Source organism: Sphingobium sp. B8D3A (genome assembly GCF_025961995.1).
In the GTDB taxonomy this organism is placed as follows: domain Bacteria; phylum Pseudomonadota; class Alphaproteobacteria; order Sphingomonadales; family Sphingomonadaceae; genus Sphingobium.
On the sequence record NZ_JAOQOS010000001.1, the window covers coordinates 635,034 to 656,632 of the forward strand.

General features: G+C 59.4%; 18 protein-coding genes and 1 pseudogene. 12 read left to right on the forward strand and 7 right to left on the reverse strand.

The window, feature by feature from the left end; all coding sequences use genetic code 11:
- Positions 1-19 precede the first annotated feature (19 nt).
- Positions 20-553, reverse strand: a complete 534-nt coding sequence (locus M2342_RS02975) for a PEPxxWA-CTERM sorting domain-containing protein (RefSeq protein ID WP_264572088.1) — start codon at positions 551-553, stop codon at positions 20-22.
- 251 nt (positions 554-804) lie between these two features.
- Positions 805-1,440 (reverse strand): tyrosine-type recombinase/integrase, encoded by a 636-nt coding sequence (locus M2342_RS02980; RefSeq protein ID WP_264579973.1) that lies wholly within the window; start codon positions 1,438-1,440, stop codon positions 805-807.
- A 124-nt stretch (positions 1,441-1,564) separates the two neighbouring features.
- Between M2342_RS02980 and M2342_RS02985 the strand changes: the two genes are divergently transcribed.
- From M2342_RS02985 to M2342_RS02995, 3 genes are all read left to right on the forward strand, one after another.
- The gene (locus tag M2342_RS02985; RefSeq protein WP_413715102.1) at positions 1,565-1,795 is read left to right on the forward strand and encodes a type II toxin-antitoxin system ParD family antitoxin; all 231 of its coding nucleotides are present in this window, start codon (positions 1,565-1,567) and stop codon (positions 1,793-1,795) included.
- The gene (locus tag M2342_RS02990) at positions 1,792-2,118 is read left to right on the forward strand and encodes a type II toxin-antitoxin system RelE/ParE family toxin (RefSeq protein WP_264577977.1); all 327 of its coding nucleotides are present in this window, start codon (positions 1,792-1,794) and stop codon (positions 2,116-2,118) included. The genes M2342_RS02985 and M2342_RS02990 overlap by 4 nt, the downstream gene beginning before the upstream one ends.
- A 346-nt stretch (positions 2,119-2,464) precedes the next feature.
- Entirely contained in the window at positions 2,465-4,180 is a 1,716-nt protein-coding gene (locus tag M2342_RS02995) for an AIPR family protein (RefSeq protein ID WP_264577978.1), read from the forward strand.
- Positions 4,181-4,438: 258 nt separating this feature from the next.
- Here the strand turns inward: M2342_RS02995 and M2342_RS03000 are convergent, their stop codons facing one another.
- Complete coding sequence (locus M2342_RS03000; protein ID WP_264577979.1) at positions 4,439-5,875, reverse strand: IS1182 family transposase; 1,437 nt, start codon at positions 5,873-5,875, stop codon at positions 4,439-4,441.
- Between the two features lie 596 nt (positions 5,876-6,471).
- Between M2342_RS03000 and M2342_RS03005 the strand changes: the two genes are divergently transcribed.
- Positions 6,472-8,889 (forward strand): TonB-dependent receptor plug domain-containing protein, encoded by a 2,418-nt coding sequence (locus tag M2342_RS03005; protein WP_264577980.1) that lies wholly within the window; start codon positions 6,472-6,474, stop codon positions 8,887-8,889.
- 501 nt (positions 8,890-9,390) lie between these two features.
- Here the strand turns inward: M2342_RS03005 and M2342_RS03010 are convergent.
- Complete coding sequence (locus tag M2342_RS03010) at positions 9,391-10,353, reverse strand: hypothetical protein (RefSeq protein ID WP_264577981.1); 963 nt, start codon at positions 10,351-10,353, stop codon at positions 9,391-9,393.
- 437 nt (positions 10,354-10,790) lie between these two features.
- Here M2342_RS03010 and M2342_RS03015 point away from each other — a divergent pair, with 437 nt between their 5' ends.
- The 4 genes from M2342_RS03015 (at position 10,791) to M2342_RS03030 (ending at position 14,670) form a co-directional block, all read left to right on the forward strand.
- A complete protein-coding gene (locus M2342_RS03015) occupies positions 10,791-11,612 on the forward strand; it encodes a hypothetical protein (protein WP_264577982.1) in 822 nt (273 codons plus the stop codon).
- A 629-nt stretch (positions 11,613-12,241) separates the two neighbouring features.
- Positions 12,242-13,255: an aldo/keto reductase gene (locus tag M2342_RS03020; protein ID WP_264577983.1), complete on the forward strand. Its 1,014-nt coding sequence runs from the start codon at positions 12,242-12,244 to the stop codon at positions 13,253-13,255.
- A gap of 105 nt (positions 13,256-13,360) precedes the next feature.
- Positions 13,361-14,215 (forward strand): VOC family protein, encoded by an 855-nt coding sequence (locus tag M2342_RS03025; RefSeq protein WP_264577984.1) that lies wholly within the window; start codon positions 13,361-13,363, stop codon positions 14,213-14,215.
- 38 nt (positions 14,216-14,253) lie between these two features.
- Positions 14,254-14,670: a putative quinol monooxygenase gene (locus M2342_RS03030; RefSeq protein WP_264577985.1), complete on the forward strand. Its 417-nt coding sequence runs from the start codon at positions 14,254-14,256 to the stop codon at positions 14,668-14,670.
- A 51-nt stretch (positions 14,671-14,721) separates the two neighbouring features.
- Here M2342_RS03030 and M2342_RS03035 read toward each other — a convergent pair whose 3' ends face one another.
- Complete coding sequence (locus tag M2342_RS03035; RefSeq protein ID WP_264577986.1) at positions 14,722-15,627, reverse strand: LysR family transcriptional regulator; 906 nt, start codon at positions 15,625-15,627, stop codon at positions 14,722-14,724.
- A 208-nt stretch (positions 15,628-15,835) separates the two neighbouring features.
- On the opposite strand from M2342_RS03035, the pseudogene M2342_RS03040 reads away from it, so the two are divergent.
- The 3 genes and pseudogenes from M2342_RS03040 to M2342_RS03050 all read left to right on the forward strand — a co-directional run bounded on the left by M2342_RS03040 (position 15,836) and on the right by M2342_RS03050 (position 18,676).
- Positions 15,836-16,933 (forward strand): annotated as a pseudogene (locus M2342_RS03040) (alkene reductase).
- Between the two features lie 27 nt (positions 16,934-16,960).
- On the forward strand, positions 16,961-18,220 hold the full coding sequence (locus M2342_RS03045) for an MFS transporter (RefSeq protein WP_264577987.1): 1,260 nt from the start codon (positions 16,961-16,963) through the stop codon (positions 18,218-18,220).
- 42 nt (positions 18,221-18,262) lie between these two features.
- Positions 18,263-18,676, forward strand: coding sequence for an SRPBCC family protein (locus tag M2342_RS03050; protein WP_264577988.1), 414 nt, complete (start codon positions 18,263-18,265; stop codon positions 18,674-18,676).
- A 263-nt stretch (positions 18,677-18,939) separates the two neighbouring features.
- Here M2342_RS03050 and M2342_RS03055 read toward each other — a convergent pair whose 3' ends face one another.
- Positions 18,940-20,376, reverse strand: coding sequence for an IS1182 family transposase (locus M2342_RS03055; protein ID WP_264577979.1), 1,437 nt, complete (start codon positions 20,374-20,376; stop codon positions 18,940-18,942).
- Between the two features lie 277 nt (positions 20,377-20,653).
- Positions 20,654-21,094, reverse strand: coding sequence for a hypothetical protein (locus M2342_RS03060; protein WP_264577989.1), 441 nt, complete (start codon positions 21,092-21,094; stop codon positions 20,654-20,656).
- Between the two features lie 97 nt (positions 21,095-21,191).
- Between M2342_RS03060 and M2342_RS03065 the strand changes: the two genes are divergently transcribed.
- Positions 21,192-21,599, forward strand: a complete 408-nt coding sequence (locus tag M2342_RS03065; RefSeq protein WP_264577990.1) for a hypothetical protein — start codon at positions 21,192-21,194, stop codon at positions 21,597-21,599.

Here is a 21,599-nt window from a genome sequence, read left to right on the forward strand (position 1 = left end):
CGGCCAACCGCAGTAATAATCAGGCCGCGAGCGGCGCGAGGTGTGGGCGGCGCGTACGTAGTGCTGTGCCCACAAGGGCAAAGCCGATGATGAACAGCGCCCAGCTGACCGGTTCAGGGACGGCTGCCACTGCGCTGGAACTAGCTGTCACGAAGGACGAGCTGCCAGGCGAGAAGGTGTTCACCCGGTAGATGCCGTTGCTGCTCTGGTTGAAGAATGTAACCGTGTTATGATTGCTGCTGCCCGTAGTCTTAAATGTGACGCCCGTGCCATCAAGAAAACTTGGGCCAGTGGTGAAGTAATTGCCGTAACTGCCAGTTGGAGCGACGATGTCGAAGCCGTTCACCTGGCCGGTAATGCTGGTAATGACGTAGGCGGTCTGACCACCCACCATCATTGGGGTGTCAGACGTTGTGAAAACCCCGCTGCCGTTCACCGAGCCACCGAACAGGGGAGTGCTTGTCGCGAAGTTGAACATATACTGCGCGGCGTGAGCCGGCAGGCTACATGACAGGGCCGCAATCGCGACGAGCCCGCTTGCCTTTTTTAACATCAGTCGTCTCCCACATCTGTCGTCATGCAGGCGACAGAAATGTGCCCGCGTGATAGATACGGGCGTGGAGTTCGGGCGGACGCAGACGTGGTAAAATAAATGCTAATGGCGCTCGTTGCTTCTGGCATCCACCTCGAAGCGTCGCAAATCGCCAACTAGCCGTCGTTCGCGTGGCTGCGGGCAATCGCTGACATCTGCTGTCATTCATATGAATGAACCGGCTTCCCAAGGAGGTCAGGAAGCCGGAATTTTCAGATTTCGGTCCGTTCGGACAGCGTCAGAGCATCATCGATATCTACGCCGAGATATCTGACGGTATTCTCGATGTTGGTGTGGCCGAGTAGGATTTGCACTGCCCGAAGGTTGCCTGTGGCTTTGTAGATCAGTGCCGCCTTCGTCCGCCGCATCGAGTGCGTGCCATACTCTCGTTTGTCGAGGCCAATCGTTGACACCCATTCGTCGACGAGGCGCGCATATTGCCGTGTGCTCAAATGACCGAGGTAATCGATCCTGCTTGGGAATACGAAGTCGCGGATCGTCCCGCCGCGCCGATCAAGCCATGCCTTCAGGCTCTTGCGTGCCTCGGACATGATCTCGAATTGTACCGGACGACCAGTCTTTTGCTGGATGACAGTCGCGCGATCACGAAATGATCCTGCACTCATCAGGTCGCCGATCCTGATCTTGACCAGATCACAGCCACGCAGCTTGCTATCGATTGCCAGGTCGAAGAGCGCCCGGTCGCGTAGACGCTTATTTTCGTCGAGATAGAAACGGATGGCCCAGAGATCGCGCGGCTTCAATGGGCGCTTTGGCCCAACATTCTGCCCTGCATTCCAAGGGCGCCGGTCATGTATGGCGGGATCAAGGTCTGAATGTCCCTTGATAGTTCTCCGATGGCCAAAATTGGCCGGCCGGAAGATATCGGAACGTCACTATGTGCGGCGATTTGAGCCTCGCGACATCTTGCCAAATTTTGCCAAACCCGCTATATCATAGGCCATGTCAACGATGAACATCTCGCTTCCGGACGCGCTCAAAGCGTTTGTGGACCAGCAGGTAAACGTGCGTGGTTACGGCACGAGCAGCGAGTATGTGCGGGAGTTGATCCGCAAGGATCAGGACATTCAGCGCCTTCGCGAAATGCTTTTGGACGGCGCCAGTTCTGCAGCCACCGCGCCAGTCGACGCCGGATATTTCCAAGGCCTTCGTAACCGTGTGACGCAACGCGCGGGGGCGTGACTGCCAAACTTGTCATACCGCGCGCCAAAGCGCGGGAGGATGTGGACCTTGCGGTCGAGCATTACACGCACGAAGCTGGCGCGGAGGTGGTCTTCGGCTTCATTAATGCTCTTGAACAGGCCTATACATTCATCGGGGAAATGCCAGCGGCAGGATCCCCGAGGTGGTCTCATGAGCTGAACTTACCGGGGTTGAGGACCATAGGGCTGAAAGGATTCCCGTGGATCGTTTTCTATCTTGAATTCGAGACCTATGTAGATGTCTGGCGCGTGCTTCACGCCAAACGGGACATGCCGGTTTGGTTAGCCGATGTAGATGATTAACGCCAACAACTCGGTCATTCGATTGATAAGATCCGCTTCCTGATAGCTGACGTTTGTTCATCCTTGCTTGGGCGACCGGCCCTGGGACAAAGCTGCCTTCCCTAATCGACATGTTTAGGCAGCTCTTGTTGGTAGCCGACGTTCACCGTGCGCGCGGCTGACATCTCGCAAGAGCAGAAGCGCGGCCTATGCTACCTGTCGGCTTCCGATCGAAGAACATCTGGAGCATACTTTGGCGTAACGGGCCGCCGAATCACTTCATTTTGAATAGTTGCATTCAGGGATAACCGCCACCACGGCCATATAGCCTGTTTGCCATTCGGTTAACGTACGTTAGCTTGGCGTCATGGCTAATCCATCACCCTCCACCCCGACATTGCTCGATTGGAGCCAGGTTCGTTCGGGCATCCAAGCCTTCCAGCGCTCGCTGGGCCTTGATGGCGAACCCCGAGCATTCCAATATTTCGCGTTATCCAAAATCCTGAAAATCGACGACGATGAAATTCGGACGGCGATTACCGACGGCGGTGATGATCGTGGCATTGACGCGGTCTATGTCGACAGTCGTCCAGAGCGACGGGTTATCCACCTTTTTCAATTCAAGCATGTTTCAAATTTTGACAAAGTCGGAAGCTCCTTTCCGTCTAACGAGATCGACAAGATCCAAACCTTCCTTGAATGCTTTCTGCGAAAGGATGTATCACTCGAAAAAACTTGTAACCCTCTATTATGGAATAAGGTGCAGGACCTTTGGGTAGCGTTGGAAGAAGCGGTTTATTCGATCCATATTCACCTCTGTAATAATGCGACCTCGCTAATTCCCTCCCATGCTACCCGGTTCGAAGAGGCTCTGCGTCCGTATCAACATGCGGTCCTCACACAGCACGATCTGATCTGGTTCTCGCGCCACCTCTCAAAGGGTGCGACTGTCGATAGAGAATTCCATCTCGGCCTTGTCGAAGATCAGTATTTCGGTCGGACGGACGGATTTGCGAAAGGCCTGATCGGCACAGTTCGCGGGGATGAGATTGTTCGATTGATAGCGGACAAAGATTTCCCGCAAGAGGTCGACGATACTCTGTTCGAAGACAATATCCGCCTTTACTTGGGTGAGGAAAACGATATTAATCGGAAAATCCTGACAACGGCGCTCAGCGATAAAAATAGTCAGTTTTGGTATCTGAATAATGGTATCACCATCGTTTGCGACAGAATGGACTACCAACCTAGAGCAGCTAGCCCAAAGGTAAGGATGGTCAACCCGCAGATCGTTAACGGGGGGCAGACATCGCATGCACTATTCGAAGCGGCGCGATCGGACATAGCGCGCATCTATGATGTGAAGCTGCTTCTGCGTGTCATCGAAACCGCTGATCGGGCCTTTACCAACAGCGTTGCAGAAGCCACCAACAGCCAGACGCCGATCCGAAGTCGCGACATACGTTCCAATGACTCGATTCAAATCCGCATCGAGAATGCGCTCATTGGCCAAGGCTACTTCTACGAGCGAAAGAACGACCAACATATCGAGCAGCCTGCGGAGACGCGCATCGACGCCGTGAAATTGGGCCAGATCATTCTAGCCTACGTCCTACGCGAACCAGATCGAGCGAAGACTTCCTCCAACAGGATATTCGGTGAGTATTACGGTTGGGTCTTCGACGAGACCATTCTCTCCGCTGAAAACATAATCGCCATGTGGAAGGTCTATCGGATGGTCGACGACGACCGCCGCCTAGCCATCACGGCGCTCAACTCGCGTCTAAAGCAAACCTATGACGAATCGTGGATCATCGAGGGCGTCTTCCACATCCTCTACCTGCTCAGCCTCACATGCGAGCGCGAGGGGACCGATCTCTACGACTTCGCTGGCGTGGAGAGGCACTACGCCGCGGTGAAGTCACAGATCGATGATTTCATGGCCCAGAACAAGGGACAAGCTGCCTATCGGGTCTTCCGCAGCGCCATGACGAAGCAACTCCTGGCGCGCTTCACTCGTGGACAGCAACTTGATCTCGCACTGGAGGCGCCACCGCCTCCAGCCTTGAGCGGCGGCGCATAGAATCTGTGCTTGCGGGGGCCTTTGCTAGGCAGCTTGTGTAAGTAGCAGACGTTCGCGATAGGTGATCTGAAACACCGGCTCTGGTCGACTGCTGCCGCCCTAATCTCGGACATTCAGGGGCCCGACAGGGCGCCCTTAAAGCCGCCATTCGTACATCTCCGTTTGGATGACGCAAACTGGGACAGGCCGTGTAAAAACGGCTTCACAGGAGCTGGTCGGTAGTTTCGGAGCAGCGCGCTGAAGGTTGAGCGTTGACGATCAGGTCTGGATTGCTGCGATGAGCGACCGGACGCCGAGGATAGCGACCAGCCTTTTGAAGTTATAGGCCAGGATGTGGAGACTGGCCTCCGTTCTCACGTGCCTGAGTGTTTTCATCTGAAAGTGCGTCGACCCCATCCAGGCTTTCAGCGTCCCGAACGGATGCTCGACAGTCTGTCGGCGAATCCGCATGGCCTCTGGCGCACGATCAAGGCGCCGCTCCATCGCCTCGACGACCTCCTCATGTTCCCATCTTCTAACCCGGCGCTCCTTGCCGGTCGTGCACTGGTCATGAAGTGCGCATGTCTGGCAGTTCGAACTCCAGTAGCTATGGAGCGTCATGCCGGCTTCGACCGAGGTGTAACGATAGATCAGATCTTCGCCAGCGGGGCATTGATAGACGTTTTCCTGCTCCCGATAGACGAAGTCCTGTTTGCCGAAGCGACCTTGCGCCTTCGCCCCTGATGTCAACGGCCGGGGCACAAAGGCGGTAACGCCCATTCCCTCGCAGGTCCGGATGTCCTCGCCCTTGAAATAGCCCTTGTCGGCAATGGCATCCAAAGCCTCGACCCCCATGGCGTCCTTGGCTTTCGCCGCCATGGGGGAGAGTTGCCCGCGGTCATATCCAATATTCAAAAGCTCGTGCGCGACAATGAGGTGATGCTCGGCATCGACGGCTGCCTGGAGATTGTAGCCGACGATGCTCGTGCCGCGCCCCGCACTCGCCATGGCGCGGGCGTCCGGATCGGTCAGCGATACTTGCTGGTCCGGCGCCTTGCGAACTTCATCTTCACGCGCTGCGAGATCGCGCATTTGCGCACGCAGCCGGGCGATCTTCTCCATTAATCGCTTCGCCTTCGGCTCGGCAAAGTCGCTCTCCTCGCGATCGGCACGATCAAGCGCGTCGAGATACCGATCGATATTGTCCTGCACCTGCTTCATCCGCGAGGCGACCTTTGCGGCGGTGTAATTCTTGTCGCGGTTATTGACCGCCTTCATCTTGCTGCCGTCGATCGCGACAACCGCCCGCGTAAACAGCCCCAATTGTCGGCACAAAACGATGAACTGGCTGCACACAGACTGGATCGCAGCGCCATTCGCCTGGCGGAAGTTGGCGATCGTTTTGAAGTCGGGCGCTAATCGCCCTGTCAGCCATATCAACTCGACGTTGCGCTGCGCTTCCCGCTCGAGCCGCCGGCTCGACTGGACCCGGTTCAGATAGCCGTAAAGGTAGATCTTGAGCATCGTCGCTGGATGATAGGCCGGGCGACCGGTCTCAGCCGGCGTCATGCCCGCGAACTCCAGCGCCTTCAGATCCAGCGCATCGATAAAGGCGTCGACGGCCCGAACGGGGTTGTCTGCCGACACATAATCATCGAGCGATGCTGGCAGCAGATAGTCCTGCCGACGGTCTTCCCCCTGAACGAAACGGCCCATCCCAAAGCCTCCCGAAACGCCAGAGAACCATAGCAGATTCCGACGTTTTTACACAGCCTCGGGACATTCCTGCCGTTCCCCAACCCGCCCGGGAACGGCAGCTTACGCCGGAACTCGCCATTCGCGGGGCGAAAAAAAGGGCGTGCTGGTCTGACCGTGATGAGGGACGATCAGGAATGTCTCGGTCCAAGCGCGCAACGGGGTGGCGGACATCCGGTAGCTACCCCCCCCTGTGAGCTTCTCGCCCTGATCAGCCATTCCCTTTCCAGCTCTGAATCCTAAAACCGGGCATTCGTTCAGGTTCCAGCTCACGGCAGCGAGTGATGGCGATGCTCCCTCCGATCCGATGCTGGCGGCTGGCCCTAGCACTGGTCACCGCGATACGTGCGCTTTGCGCCTGTTCGTCGCAGCAACTCCACGCGACCGGCCGGGCCTGGTGAAAAATGTGTGCAGCGAACGGCCACCCGCAGATCGCCAACAGTGCGAGCTGCGGTTGACCTTAGGCGAATATGATCATAACGGGCGTTACGTGGTGATATATCGTATCATGGGGCGTAAAGTTGAAAGCATCATTCGTAGGGATCGTCGCAGGAATTGTGGGTGTTTCTTCATCGGCAGCGCTGGCGCAGGAGGGGCCGCCTACCGTAAATCAGCCGGCTGTAGCGGAGCAGCCGCGCGGGGCGACGGAAGACACGCGGGAGCAGGCCAAGGACATCGTCGTGACCGGCTCGCTGATCCGAGGCTTGCCGAAGGAGTATGTGGCAAGCCCGGTGTTCACCTATGGCAAGGCAGATATCGCACGATCAGGTGCCGCCTCCCTTAGCCAGTACATGCTGAGCATCCCCCAGAACTTCACCGGCGACCTGAGCGATTTCGGATCATCGGCGTCGAGCATCGGCACGACGTTGGGATCGGGCACGACCTACAATCAATATGATGGTTTTGCGAGCTTTGCCCTGCGCGGCTTGGCGTCTGACGCTACGCTGACGTTGCTCAACGGACGCCGCATGGCGTCGGTCGGCATGATAGAGTCGCCCACCGTATCGGTGCTGCCGTCGGCGCTGATCGAGCGCATAGACATCATCTCCGATGGCGCTTCCGCGACCTATGGCGCGGACGCCGTCGCCGGCGTCGTCAACATCATCACGCGCAAGCCGAAGGCCGGACTGGAACTGCGTCTGCGCGGCGCGACCGCGACGGAGACAGGCGCCAAGAACTGGGAAGCGAGCGCCCTGACCGGACATAGCTGGAGCAGCGGCAGCATCTACGGCATGGCCATGTACCAGAAGCGGCAAGCCTATGTCGAAGACCCGATCGTCGCCGACGGCACACGTCTTCAGATCACGCAGTTACCCAATGAAACCGTCAGCGGTTTCTACGGAGGCATTCGCCAGGAAGCCGGAAACCTCACTTTCTCGGTCGATGCGTCGCGCTTTCAACGCGACCGCGATGCCATGCGCAACTATCCGGATTTTCCGAGATATAATCGGCTCTACAAGGCCAAGACCACGGGCTTTTCCATCAATGGCACCGCGCACTGGCAAGGCGATGGCACGACATCGGTCGATCTCAATATCGACTATGGCCGTAATAAGTCGTCGAGCAGCCTGTTCAGTGGCGCGGGTCCCTACATCACCCCGAGCACGCGATATGACTATACCAACTCGCTCCTTACAGCCGAGTTGAGCGGGCAGACCTCGCCATTTTCCCTGCCAGCTGGACCAGTCATCGTCGCGGGCGGTGTCCAGTACCGGCGGGAAGAACTGACGACCACCGCCAAGATTTTCTTCAACCGAAACGGGGGCACACGCACGACCAAGTCGATCTTCGGTGAGGTAAACGTCCCGTTGATCGGGTCGGAACAGGCCGTCCCTCTGGTACGATCCCTGTCGCTGTCGGCAGCGTCCCGCTATGAAGACCTGGGTTTCGATCATGCGTTTGCCCCCAAAGTCGGGCTACGCTGGCAGGTCGATCGATCGATCGCGTTGCGCGGCACCTATGCCCGCTCGTTCCTGGTTCCGCGTTTCCGTGACACGATCGGCATTGCGGAGCAGGTGTCGTTCTGGAACTATTCCTACGCCTTCCTCGATCCCCAAAACCAGAATCCTTTGCTGCCTGCCGGTAACGCCGTCGTGATGTACCGGTCCGGTGCCAACCCCGATCTGAAGACGCAGAAGGCCGACACCTTCACGGCGGGGCTCGATCTGACGCCGACAATGATCCCCGGTCTTACGATCAAGACCGGCTATTATCGGATCAGAATAACCGGCAGGGTCGTCACCCCTTCACAGGACGACAGCGTGAGCGTGCCCGCCCTGCAAGCCTTCAACACGCGCAATCCCACCGCGGCTGAGGTCGCGAGCATCGTCAACAATCCTGCGGTCGCGAAGTTTTTCACCAGCGACTTGCCCTTTTACACCGGCGGGGAGGATGCGATCTACACCAGCCCCGGCCAGATACCTGCCGCGCTGCTCGCCAACGTGCAGGCGATCGCTGACATACGGCCGCAAAACTACGCCGTCGAAACCACCGATGGCATCGATCTGGACCTGACCTACCGCGGCCGTCTGCTGGGTGGCGACATTGCCGTGCGTCTCACGGGGCAGTATATTCTCGACCTCAGCCTTTCGGCGCCGGGTGGTCAGGCAGTATCGCGGCTCGATGGCTATGCACAACCCTCGGATGTGCGGCTCAACGGCACGCTCGTGTGGGGACGGGGCGGTGTTTCGGGGGGCACGGTCGTCAATTACGTCAACGGTTTCACGGACAACCGTCCGGGACGGACAGAAACCAGGATCAAATCCTACACCACTGTCACTGCCTTTCTTGGCTTTGACCTGAGCCGCTTGTTCTCCGCGCCCGTGTTCAAAGATAGTGAGGTGCAGTTCGTCCTGACCAACATCTTCAACGCGCACCCACCCCAAATTGTCGATGCGGTGTTGGGCTTTGATCCGTACAACAACCCTCCGAACCCGCGAACGATTGGGCTGACGCTGACCAAGCGCTTCAACTGATCGGGGTGGGTGGCACAAGTCGCCAAGCGCTTTGCCACCCTTTTTCCAACAGACAAAGGTTTAGCAAAACTCTTGCAGCAATAGCGTGCTCGGCTGCTTTCCAGAAACTGTATTCTGACGATGGAGAAATGGGACAGCTAAGCGGGCGGGGCGGTATCGCCATGCGGACGCGAAGGCGCGCGGAGGCGTGAGGCGGATTGTGTGATGGCGGACCACCATGTACAGAATCGGCATCTGGCCGCTTTCGTCCGGAGCCGACATCCGAAGGTCGCTTCAGGAACAACCTTAACTGGTCGGGAGGCCCTAGCTGGAAGAAATTCACGCCGTGTTTACAGCCGCTTGAAAAGCGGTCATTCGCCGATCTTGGTGCACGCCCTAAAAGCCGACGTTGGCTCAGCCTGATCCATCGGCCGCTTTCAGGCGGGCTTTCGGGCCATGCGGATGACCGCAATGGCGTGGTTAGCTGCCGGATCCGAGTTTCCCCGCAGGTGCTGCTTTCAGTCACTGATGCCCGATGATGGTTCCGGATGTCGCAATAGTCCCTTCGGCGTTCTTAATGTAAACGATGAACGCCAATTCCTTGCCTTTGGGGCCGTAGAGATAGCCCTCAAATTTGCCCACATAGGTTCCATTTTCGGCGGTTATGTCGCCAGAGATGCGATGAGTCTGCTGGTCCATGCTACCCGTGATCAGGGCGAGAAAGGTCCGGTCTTCGCCCGACGGCAGCCTGGCTGAGAAAGGAAATTTTCCCGAAAGCGCGCCTGTCTTGCTCAGGAACAAGTGGCCGGTTATCTGGTTCGGAATGGTGTCATTGTTGATGAGACTATTGAGGTTCATCATAGTCGAATAGAAGGTTTCGTCGATCGGTGTGGGTAGGTCCGAACCTGCCGTCCTGCTGCCAATCACAAAGTTATACGTTAGCTCGATATATTCTTTAGGCACGCCTGATCCGCTCGCGTAACTATGCCTGACGTTGGGCAGCGCGACATACTGATAGGTGTAGTTATCGTCCTTGGGATACCAGACGCCCAGGCTCGTCGTGCTGAAATCAGGGTTCCGTTTATTGAGCGAGATGCCCCGCTCACCCTGGAATAGGTTATCTTCTGCGGAGAAATTCGAGAACTTTCCTCTAGCAAAGTCGGCGAAATTGGCCGTGATGCTGGGCCGTCCCGCAAAAGCCACCTCGACCATGACCGGTTGGATGCTGGCGTCCAGCTTGCTGTAGATGCCCGTCCCGCTAATGCCAGTCACCTGGGTTAACGCAAATGGCGGGCCGGCCCTCCAATCGCTCAGCGGATCGCTGTAGGTCGAGTAGCTCGGGCTGGGGGTTGGTGGGGGTGTGGGCGTGGGCGTTGTGGTCATCGGAGGCAGCGTCGTGCCCCCAGATCCCGAACTGTCGCCGCCACCGCAACTGGACACAAGCAGAACTATGGCAGCAATCGCCGCTCTTGGCTTGAATGTCATGATCCCCCCGCTTGCCTTCTTGTTTTGCCGATACGTCATAATCTCTTGCGTTGACGGCAGCCTTTAATCGTCCCTCCACATTCTCTTCAGGGAGCGCTGCTTTCGGTCAAGCCGATTTGAGAATGCCCGACCCAAAATGGATCATTTGCGATGTCAGCGCGACGATAGATCGCTCCAAACCAATCGCGGAGCGGATTGGACTGCGAAAATGACCGCAAGGTTGTCGGTTGCAGTCAGGCCGCTTTGGGCGGGAGATCGGGCGCAGGGACGTTCGCGGTGCGTCGGATGACTATGAGCGAAGTGCCCTGCAGCGGCCCGTTCCCTGTCCGGCGCAATTTTAGGATCGACCTTCCCTATTTTGACTCTATTTATCGATCTGAATTGGGGGGAACGACTGGATGACAAGGTTTTGGTATGCGCGAGGCGCCGCGCTACTTTTGACGATTGCTGCCGCGACAACGGCGCCCGTTATGGCAAAGCCTCCCAAGCCATCGAACGGAAGCTGGCGCATTGTGCCTCTTACCCTGACCGAACCGCTGAAAGTCACCGTGGGTGACAAGATGACGCCGATCCTCGAGCAGAGGTTGGTTCCTGAGGCGGCGGTCCTGACCAGCACGGCGGTCCAGTACGGCTCCTATTTGCTTACCCCGGACGCGGCGCTGATCAGAGTAACCACTAAACAGGGCACGGCTTGGTGCAGCATCGACCCGCTTCGTACTCATCCCGGCAATCCGAAAACGTCGTTTGGTGAAGCGCTCCTGATGGGCCGCAAGATCGTCGAGCGCCGCGAGAGTCCCTGCTTCGCCGACACGAATGGTGATGGCTTGATGGATAGCGCGATGATCGGGTCAGAGCGCGGCTATGTGGTGCCGACGATCGACAAGCTTGGGAAACCAACACCCGTCACGCCTTTCGCGGTTCGCGAAACCGATGCCGCGGCGGTGATTTCCTATCCGCTCGTGCTACAGGCGGAGTTGACCAAGCCTAAGAACGAGGCACCCAGTCTCATCTTTTCACTCTCGGTCTCTTCGAAAGAGTATTCATCCCAGATCACAGGATTCAGGCTCGTTGGTGGGCCAGACGACCGGACATCCTTTGCCGGGTTCTCCGGCCTTGCGACCATCGAAACGAAATTCGAAGAGCCGGTCCCGGCGCTGTATACCCTCGGCTCGATTAGCGAGGACGGGAACGCCGTAGTAACTATCACCCAAACAATCTCTGCGCGCCGCTTTACCCTCGGCGACATATTGACCTTTTAGCGAGGGGCATTTTCACTGTACTCGTGCGCCCGGAGTTGGCCGATTTCGTTCACGCAGCTCTCTTTGTTGCGGCCTAGCCGTCTCCGCTGTAACTTGAACTTAGGCCAAATCGCGGTGCCGCTGTCGACCATGCCGCAGTTGATCTCGAGGTTCCAATCGTTGCGACAAATGTCAATGACGCGATTGTAGTCGGTGCCCGTCCGTTCGCATTTCAGGCTCTGACCTTACTTCTGGCCGCGGCGGCCTCGCGCAGGCCCTCTAACCCATGGTCCACGGTGCCCTCGCTCCATTTACCGCCGGACAGTTCAATAGGACAATAATGGCGGGTTCCGGCAGAAGCGGTCATTAACCCGCGCGGCGTGGAACTGCTTAAGTTGGTCGTTGGGGGCCGAAAAAAGTGCTCTCCAGACCGCCCTATTACTTCGTGGCGCCAGTCCGGGGGGCAAAGTCCTGCTCAATCTGACCGGTCGAGCCCGTTTACCCATGCCTCCCTGTTGACCCTTGGCGATCTGTGAAGTCCCTTCCAAAGTGCTGCGATCTCTGCCCGGCTACTCGGCACCGCGCCAAGAACATATTCCTTTCTTCAACGCCGAACACGGGGTTCGGAACAGAACTGAAAGGTTACAACAATGGCACTCAAGGACATTCTTCCAAGCCAGATCGGCTTCGGCGCAGCGCCGCTCGGCAACATGTTTCGCGACATTCCCGAAGAGGAGGCGATGGCGACCGTCGAGGCGGCGTGGAATGACGGGATTCGCTATTATGACAACGCGCCCTTCTACGGCGCAGGGCTCGCGGAAATCCGGATGGGCGCGGCCCTTGCCGACAAGCCGCGCGATGCGTTCGTCATCAGCACTAAGGTCGGCCGGGTCATACTGGACGAAGTCGAAGATGTCAGTGCCCGCGATCTGGGCGAAAAGGGCGACGTGTTCAAATATGGCCGCCCGAACAAGATCGTGAACGACTATTCGGAAGACGCCACCTATCGGTCGATCAAGGACAGCCTCAAGCGCCTCAAGATCGATCACATCGACATCGCCTGGGTCCACGACATCGCACAGGATTTCTATGGCGACGAATGGCTCGCCATGTTCGAGCAGGCGCGTCGGGGGGCGTTCAAGGCCCTCGACCGGATGCGCGATGAAGGCGTGATCAAGGGCTGGGGTCTCGGCGTCAACCGGGTCGAGCCGATCGAACTGCTGCTCGATCTCGAAGGTCCGCGCCCTGACGGCTTCCTGCTTGCGGGCCGCTACACGCTGCTCGATCATGACCGGGCGCTCCAGCGCGTGATGCCGAAGGTGGCGGAGCGTGGCCTTGGGATTGTCGTAGGCGGTCCTTACAGCTCCGGTGCGCTCGTGGGTGGACCCAATTTCGAATATGCGCCTGCGACGCCCTCGATTCTGGACAAAGTCGCTCGCATCAAGGCGCTGGCTGATCGTCACGGCATCAGCATGAAAGCCGCTGGCCTCCAGTTTGCGCTCGCCAACCCCGCTGTCGCCGCCGTCATCCCGGGTGCCAGCCGGCCTGGCCGCATCGCAGAGGATAGCGCAGCCCTCAAGGAGGTTGTGCCTGCCGACTTCTGGCGCGCGCTGCGTGACGAAGGGCTGGTCAATCCGGCGGCTCCGCTCCCCGTTAACGACTGATCGAAACGACCCTTCCCACCCACTCTCCGGTCAAGGCAACGCTTTGACCGGCTGGCACCCCGCGCCCGCTCGATCGGCGCAAATCCCCATGAAAGGAGAACCACCATGACCGATGTAAAGACCAGCGATGCCGTAACCCTTGGCCGCCGTGACGTGCTGCGCGCCACCAGCGCCGCACTTGTGGCGGGTGTAGCAGGCGCGGCCACGCCCGCGTCCGCGTCCGCTGCAACGGGCGCCGCCCTTTCTCCCGCCGCTCGCAACGCCGCGCCGCTCGGCGCCCGGCTTCAGGGTGTCCAGCATTTCGGGCTGACGGTCCAGAACATGGAGCGCGCTTTCGAGTTCTATACCGAGGTGCTCGGCGGCACCGAAGTGTTCCGCCATGGCGACTTTCAGGGCGATCCGGTGCAGAATACGCTGCTGGCCGATCAGGAGATCCGCGCCAACGACCTGCACGTCAGCCCCGCAACGATCGGCGTGCCGAACCTGCGGGACGGCGATCAGCGACTGGACGTGCGCTTCATCCAGTTCGACAATGTCGTGATCGAACTGCTGCAGTATCGCAACGCCAGCGAACCGATGGGCGGCCCGAACAGCTTTGCCCCGCCGCTGGAGAACATGAGCCCGGCCTTCCCGCGCATGATGCACATCTGCTTCTACGTGCGAGACGATGTCGACTTCAACAAGTTCATCACCGATCTCGAAGCCGAGTCCGCCCGGCGCGGCATGACGCAGGTGCGCGCCAACCGCACCATCCGCCTGCGTAGCGAAGCCGATCGCCGCGCCGCGCCGCAGAATACAAACACCAACAAGGTGACCGTCGCGCCCTCCGATGGCTGGGAACTGATCTACTGCAAGGGCCCGGAAGGCGAGCAGCTTGAGTTTGTGAAAGCGCTTGGCCCGGTGAAGCAGCGCTTCGCCAACGCCCTTGCCGGACGCCAGCGCGCGCGCGCCGGACTGTGATCCCCAACACCGTCCATCACCATCGAAAGGAAACTACCATGCCTCTTTCGTTCAAGATGATCGGCCTGTCAGCCCTGATGTTGGCGGCCATGCCTGCCCCCGCGGTCGCGCAGGAAAGCGCGGCGCCCAAGGAGGGTATCCGCTACGCCCAAATTCCCAAGGGCGCATGGTCCATCGTCGCCGAGGTTCGCGCAAAACCGGGCAAGGAAGCCGAACTGCGCGAGGCTACGCTGCCATTGGTGCCTCTTGTCCGCAGCGACCCCAAGAACCTTGTCTATTTCCTGCAGGAAGATCGCGCCGAGCCGGGGCACTTCGTCTTCTACGAAGTCTTCGCCTCGCGCGAGGATTTCGAGGCGCACAACGCCATGCCTTACGTGCAGGCTTGGTTCGCAAGACTCCCCGAACTCGCTCAAGGCGGCGTAGAGGTCATGCGCATGGAAGTGCTTGGGCACTGACAGACCTGAACAGACGAGGCCGGTCCACCATTGCGGCGGATCGGCCGTGTTCTATTTCTGCTCGAGGAATGCCTGCATTCGAGGCACCGTGAAGTCCAGGAAGGCCCGGACCCGTGCGGGCAGAAACTGCGATCCCTTGAACAGGGCGTGGATGTCATCCGCCTCGCCCAGGTCGCTGTCGACCAGCAACTCCACCAGTTCTCCCCGCGCAATCTGGTCAAGCAGGTGATAGTCGGCCACGCGGATGATGCCGACCCCCTCCAGCGCCATGCGGCGGAGCGTTTCGCCATTGTTGGCCAAGAGCGAACCGCTGAGCATCCGCTCGACAATCCGCCCGCCCTCCCGCATTGGCCAGACCGGCATCGCCCGGCGGAAATTGAAGCCCAGGCAATTGTGATGGACCAGATCCTCGGGACTGCGCGGTGTGCCGTGGCGGGCAAGATAGGCCGGCGATGCGACGATACGGCGCCGGGTCTCGCCGATCTTGCGGGCCATCAGGTTGGAATCCGCGAGTTTGCCGACGCGGATCGCTATATCGGTGCGCTCCATATAAAGATCGGCCAACTCGTCCGACAGGGAAAGATCGACGATCACCCTTGGATAGGCCTCGAAGAAGGCCGGCAGAATCGGCTCAAGCGCTGCCGTCCCGAACGTCACGGACGACGTGACGCGCACAATCCCTTCTGCTTCCGCGCCGCCTTGCGCGATCTGTTGCTCGGTCTCGTCGAGCTGCCCCAGCAGGTTCTGGCTGCGCTCATAATAGAACTGGCCTTCCCCGGTCAGCGCAAGACGCCGCGTGGAGCGTTCGATCAGCCGCACGCCGAGGCGCGCCTCCAGCCGGGCGATGAGCTTCGATACGGTAGAAGGCGTCATCAGCATCAGGCGGGCCGCCTCGGAAAAACTGCCTGCCTCGACGACCCGGACGAACACCATCATCTCGCCTGCGCGATTATCCATGAGCCACCTGTGATCTGTTTTCCTCGAACTGCGGCCGGTTTAACGGGCTTCTCGGCTCATGTCGCTTCATCTGTGAACCTGGCTATCAAATGCAGTGAAAAGCCGCTGTCTAATCAGGCGAGCGGCATTGTGCGATTTCCATCGGCGACGGGTTGCCGGGCTCTTCGGACTCACCGGCACCAGGGTTCAAGACGAAAAGGAACGCGACATGTCTGACACGCTTGCTGCCGATCTCTTCACGCCGACGACGATTGGCGCGATTGATGTTGCCAACCGCATTGTGATGGCGCCACTCACCCGTTCACGCGCGGGGATGGATGGTGTGCACAGCCCGCTGGCTATTGACTATTATCGTCAGCGTGCGTCCGCCGGTTTGATCATCACCGAAGCGACCAATATCTCGCGGCAGGGCCGGGGCTATGCCTACACCCCCGGTATCTACACCGATGCCCATGCCAAGGCATGGCGCGCGGTGACCGACGCGGTTCACGAAGCGGGCGGTAAGATCGTGGTCCAGCTCTGGCATGTCGGCCGCGTCTCACACTTCAGCCTTCAGGAAAACGGGGTGCCACCGGTGGCACCAACGGCCATTCGGGCCGGGGGCCGGGTCTATACGCTAGCTGGCGATGATGTACCCTCCATGCCGCGCGCGCTGGAGACGGATGAAATTCCGGGGCTGGTCGAAGACTATCGTAACGCTGCCCGCCTAGCCAAGAAGGCTGGGTTCGACGGGGTCGAGGTCCACGCCGCCAATGGTTACCTTCTCGATCAGTTCCTGCGCGACAGCACGAACCGCCGCACCGACTTTTACGGCGGCTCGGTCGAAAACCGTGCGCGCTTTCCCATCGAGGTGGTAAAGGCTGTTGCCGATATCTGGGGCGCGGATCGGGTGGGCGTGCGCATTTCGCCGCTGTCCACCGCGATTGGCGAAACGCCGCTCGATAGCGATCCGCAAGCGACCTATGGCTACTTTGCGCAGCAGCTGGGCGGGTGAGGCCTTGCCTATCTGCACGCCGTGGAAGGACAGTTGCGTGAAGCCAATGCCGCGTCTGCGCTCGATTTCAAGGCGCTGCATGCGGCCTTTGGCGGCGCATACATCGCCAACAACGGCTATGACCGGGAACTGGCCATTGACGCGATCGCATCGGGTCATGCGGACATGATTTCCTTTGGCCGGGCATTCATCGGCAATCCCGATCTGGTCGGACGTCTGCGCCGGAACGCTTCGCTCATCGAAGCCCCGCTTGCTGCATACTATGGCGGCGGAGCGGAAGGTTACACCGACTTCCCGCCATTGGCCGTCTGAGGCCAGCTCAACGCGCAGGAGATCATCATGAACACGTCAGCATTGCTGGCGACGGGAGAGTTGTGCCTGCCAGGCGCACGCCCGGTCGTCCGATCCAAAGAAAACCGCGACGAAAGCGCCGAGCACGGCGGCACCATGACGCTTATGGCGCTGGCGCTGGGCAGTTTCGTGATCGGCACGTCGGAATTCGCCAGCATGGGGATCATCCAGCTCTTTGCCAAGGACCTTGGACTGAGCATCCCGCAAGCCACCAGCGCCATCACCGCCTATGCTTTCGGCGTAGTGATCGGCGCGCCGCTGGTCACGCTGGCGGCGGCGCGGCTTAATCGGCGCAAGCTGTTGCTGTGGCTGATGGTGCTGTTCCTTGCCGGCAATCTGGCCTCCGCCGTAGCGGATAGCCTCGGCGCCCTGATAGCGGCGAGATTCATCAGCGGCTTGCCGCAGGGCGCCTACTTTGGAGCTGGGGCGGTAGTAGCCGCCCATGTAACAGGACCGGGCCGGGCGGGCCGCGCTTTTGCCATAGTCATGACCGGCCTCACGGTCGCCACGATTGTCGGCTCACCGCTCGCTACGTTCATGGGACAGACGCTGGGATGGCGCGAGACCTATGGTGCCGTCGCTCTCCTCGCCGGCCTTGCAATTGCCGCGATCTGGAACTGGGTGCCCAAGAGCGCGGCCCTTGATGGGGTACCGGTGGTTCAGGAACTGTCGGCGCTGCGCAAGCCTGCGGTCTGGGGCGTGATGCTGGTTGCTGCAGTTGGCGTCGGCAGCATATTTGCGGTCTATACCTTCATCGGTCCGATCGTCACCGATGCTGCGCGCTTGCCCGCCGCCGTCATTCCTCTCGCTCTCGGCGTCTTTGGCGTCGGCATGACGGCCGGCAACCTGCTCGGCGGTCGAATTGCAGACCGCTATCCAGCGCGCGGGATCGTTTTGGGCTATGGCAGTGCGCTGGTCGTGATGGCTGTTCTTGCCACCCATGGCGCCGATCCTCGCCTGCTCTTCCCGGGCCTGTTTGGCGTCGGCGCGGCAATGATGATGGCGATCCCGACAATCCAGGTCCGCCTGACGCAGTTTGCACCCGAAGCTCCCAGCTTGGCAGGCGCCATGAACCTCGCGTCTCTGAACGCTGCCAACGCGCTGGGCGCCTGGAGCGGGGGCCTGAGCATTGGCGCCGGCTTCGGCCTCCTGTCGGCAGTTTGGGCGGGCTTCGGCCTGACCTTCGCCGGCCTCATCCTATTCGGTCTGACCCTCTTGGGTCAGCGCCGTACCGCCGAGGTCTTTTGACCTTCGATCCACACCACAACCAACGTTGAAAGGTAACTTATCATGGCAAAGGCATACGCAAGCATCGACATCGCCCGCAGCGCGGCGGAGGTCTGGCAACTCATCGGTGGTTTCAACGCACTTCCCGATTGGCTGCCCTACATCCCTTCGTCACAGCTTGAAGAAGGCGGTCGCGTCCGCAGGATCCGCAATCTGGATGGCGAGGAAATCGTGGAACGCCTCATGGTCTTCGACGAGGAGGCGCGCAGCTACAGCTATCACATCCTGCAGGCGCCATTTCCGCAGGCGAATTATCTGGCAACCTTGCGCGTCCTGGACATCGAAGACGGGCGCGCCGCACGTGTCGAGTGGTTCGGGCAGTTTGACCCGGTCGGGGTCACGGAAGACGAGGTCGTAAGCTTGTTCAAAGGCATCTATGAAGATGGCTTGGCAGCGCTGGCGAGCAAGTTTGGATAAGTGAGCCAAATGATGGCGAACGGCGGGTTTCTGAAAAATCCGTCGTTCGCCCGCGGTCATGGAGATGGCTTGAGTTGGTCGGCACCTACCGCCGGCATTGCAGACATTCGAACGCCTGGAGCGGGTGCCTAAAGCCTTACGTTTGTTCATCAAGCCAGCGCGCGGTGGCGAGCTGCCGGAAGTGGGACAGGCCGTGTAAAAACGGCTTCACAGGAGCTGGTCGGTAGTTTCGGAGCAGCGCGCTGAAGGTTGAGCGTTGACGATCAGGTCTGGATTGCTGCGATGAGCGACCGGACGCCGAGGATAGCGACCAGCCTTTTGAAGTTATAGGCCAGGATGTGGAGACTGGCCTCCGTTCTCACGTGCCTGAGTGTTTTCATCTGAAAGTGCGTCGACCCCATCCAGGCTTTCAGCGTCCCGAACGGATGCTCGACAGTCTGTCGGCGAATCCGCATGGCCTCTGGCGCACGATCAAGGCGCCGCTCCATCGCCTCGACGACCTCCTCATGTTCCCATCTTCTAACCCGGCGCTCCTTGCCGGTCGTGCACTGGTCATGAAGTGCGCATGTCTGGCAGTTCGAACTCCAGTAGCTATGGAGCGTCATGCCGGCTTCGACCGAGGTGTAACGATAGATCAGATCTTCGCCAGCGGGGCATTGATAGACGTTTTCCTGCTCCCGATAGACGAAGTCCTGTTTGCCGAAGCGACCTTGCGCCTTCGCCCCTGATGTCAACGGCCGGGGCACAAAGGCGGTAACGCCCATTCCCTCGCAGGTCCGGATGTCCTCGCCCTTGAAATAGCCCTTGTCGGCAATGGCATCCAAAGCCTCGACCCCCATGGCGTCCTTGGCTTTCGCCGCCATGGGGGAGAGTTGCCCGCGGTCATATCCAATATTCAAAAGCTCGTGCGCGACAATGAGGTGATGCTCGGCATCGACGGCTGCCTGGAGATTGTAGCCGACGATGCTCGTGCCGCGCCCCGCACTCGCCATGGCGCGGGCGTCCGGATCGGTCAGCGATACTTGCTGGTCCGGCGCCTTGCGAACTTCATCTTCACGCGCTGCGAGATCGCGCATTTGCGCACGCAGCCGGGCGATCTTCTCCATTAATCGCTTCGCCTTCGGCTCGGCAAAGTCGCTCTCCTCGCGATCGGCACGATCAAGCGCGTCGAGATACCGATCGATATTGTCCTGCACCTGCTTCATCCGCGAGGCGACCTTTGCGGCGGTGTAATTCTTGTCGCGGTTATTGACCGCCTTCATCTTGCTGCCGTCGATCGCGACAACCGCCCGCGTAAACAGCCCCAATTGTCGGCACAAAACGATGAACTGGCTGCACACAGACTGGATCGCAGCGCCATTCGCCTGGCGGAAGTTGGCGATCGTTTTGAAGTCGGGCGCTAATCGCCCTGTCAGCCATATCAACTCGACGTTGCGCTGCGCTTCCCGCTCGAGCCGCCGGCTCGACTGGACCCGGTTCAGATAGCCGTAAAGGTAGATCTTGAGCATCGTCGCTGGATGATAGGCCGGGCGACCGGTCTCAGCCGGCGTCATGCCCGCGAACTCCAGCGCCTTCAGATCCAGCGCATCGATAAAGGCGTCGACGGCCCGAACGGGGTTGTCTGCCGACACATAATCATCGAGCGATGCTGGCAGCAGATAGTCCTGCCGACGGTCTTCCCCCTGAACGAAACGGCCCATCCCAAAGCCTCCCGAAACGCCAGAGAACCATAGCAGATTCCGACGTTTTTACACAGCCTCGGGACTTTCCTGCCGTTCCAGAGCGGTAGTTCGAACGGCAGCTCTCGCCAATAGCCGACGTCCGGTGCTTCCCCGACTGGCCGCCCAAGCGCGACCGGAGATGGGCTGTCAGTTGCCCGTCCCGGCAAGTCGATTAGCGGGCAACCCGGCATATCTCTTCGATCAGCAATGGTGACAGCTCGTACGCGTCGAGTGGCGAGCTGGCCCCCAAACCGACTTACTCTTTGACGCCTCTATCAGTCAGATCTAGCGAGAGCGACAGCTGCCTGGCTCCAGACTGATATACTTTGTCGTAGAGGCGCTTGAGAATCGGTGCGAGCTTGACCATAGCGGCAACTTCAAATTCGGGCAGAATTTCGGTCCGAGACACGACGGCGGCGTCTACGCTCAGCCATAGTACGACGCCTTCCTCGCCGATCGACTGATTTTCCTGAAACGTGATAAGAAGATCATCATAATTTGCCGCGATCAAGGACAACGAAATTCCGAGCTCGTCGGCAGCACGGCTAAGGACAGCAAGCAGTGCGACTTCTTCAAACGTTACGATTCCAGTGCGCGAAGCTCTCGCGTCGAGACCTGGAATCTCACGCCGCCAATGGCGCAGGCGTTCCTGCGTCATTCCAGTCAGCTCAAGAATTTGGGCGTGTGTAAAGTTCATGGACAATCAAAATGCGGCAAAAGGAACCGAGTTGGGGTTGAGCCCGTTCCGACTTGGTGTTAACCCCATGTTGCGAGATATGCCAGAAGGAGGAGCTATGGCCAACCGCTATGAACGCGCAGAACTCCTGACTGCTATCTGGAAATTAGGCGCCGGAAATGAGCGGATGCCGACCTCCCATGGCATTCTTGATCGCGCGCTGAACGAGGAACTAGACCAGCTGCCTGCGGCGTTGACCGAGGGCCTGACGTTCTCGGTTACAGGTGTCGGGCTACGGTGCCTTGAGCTGCCTGACATTCTGTTGGCGGCGCAAGAGGCGATGCTGACCAGCGAGCCAAACCCGACCTATCTGTCGACGATTGTTACGTTTGATCGGGAAGAGGCGCGGCAAACGGTCTTGTCCTACGGTCTCTCGACAGCGGACGCCGCTGCCATCGGCGAACGCTTGCGCAATGCCGTGGTACGAGCGCGCACCCCGGTCGATGAGTCGCTGGCTGCAGCCTGA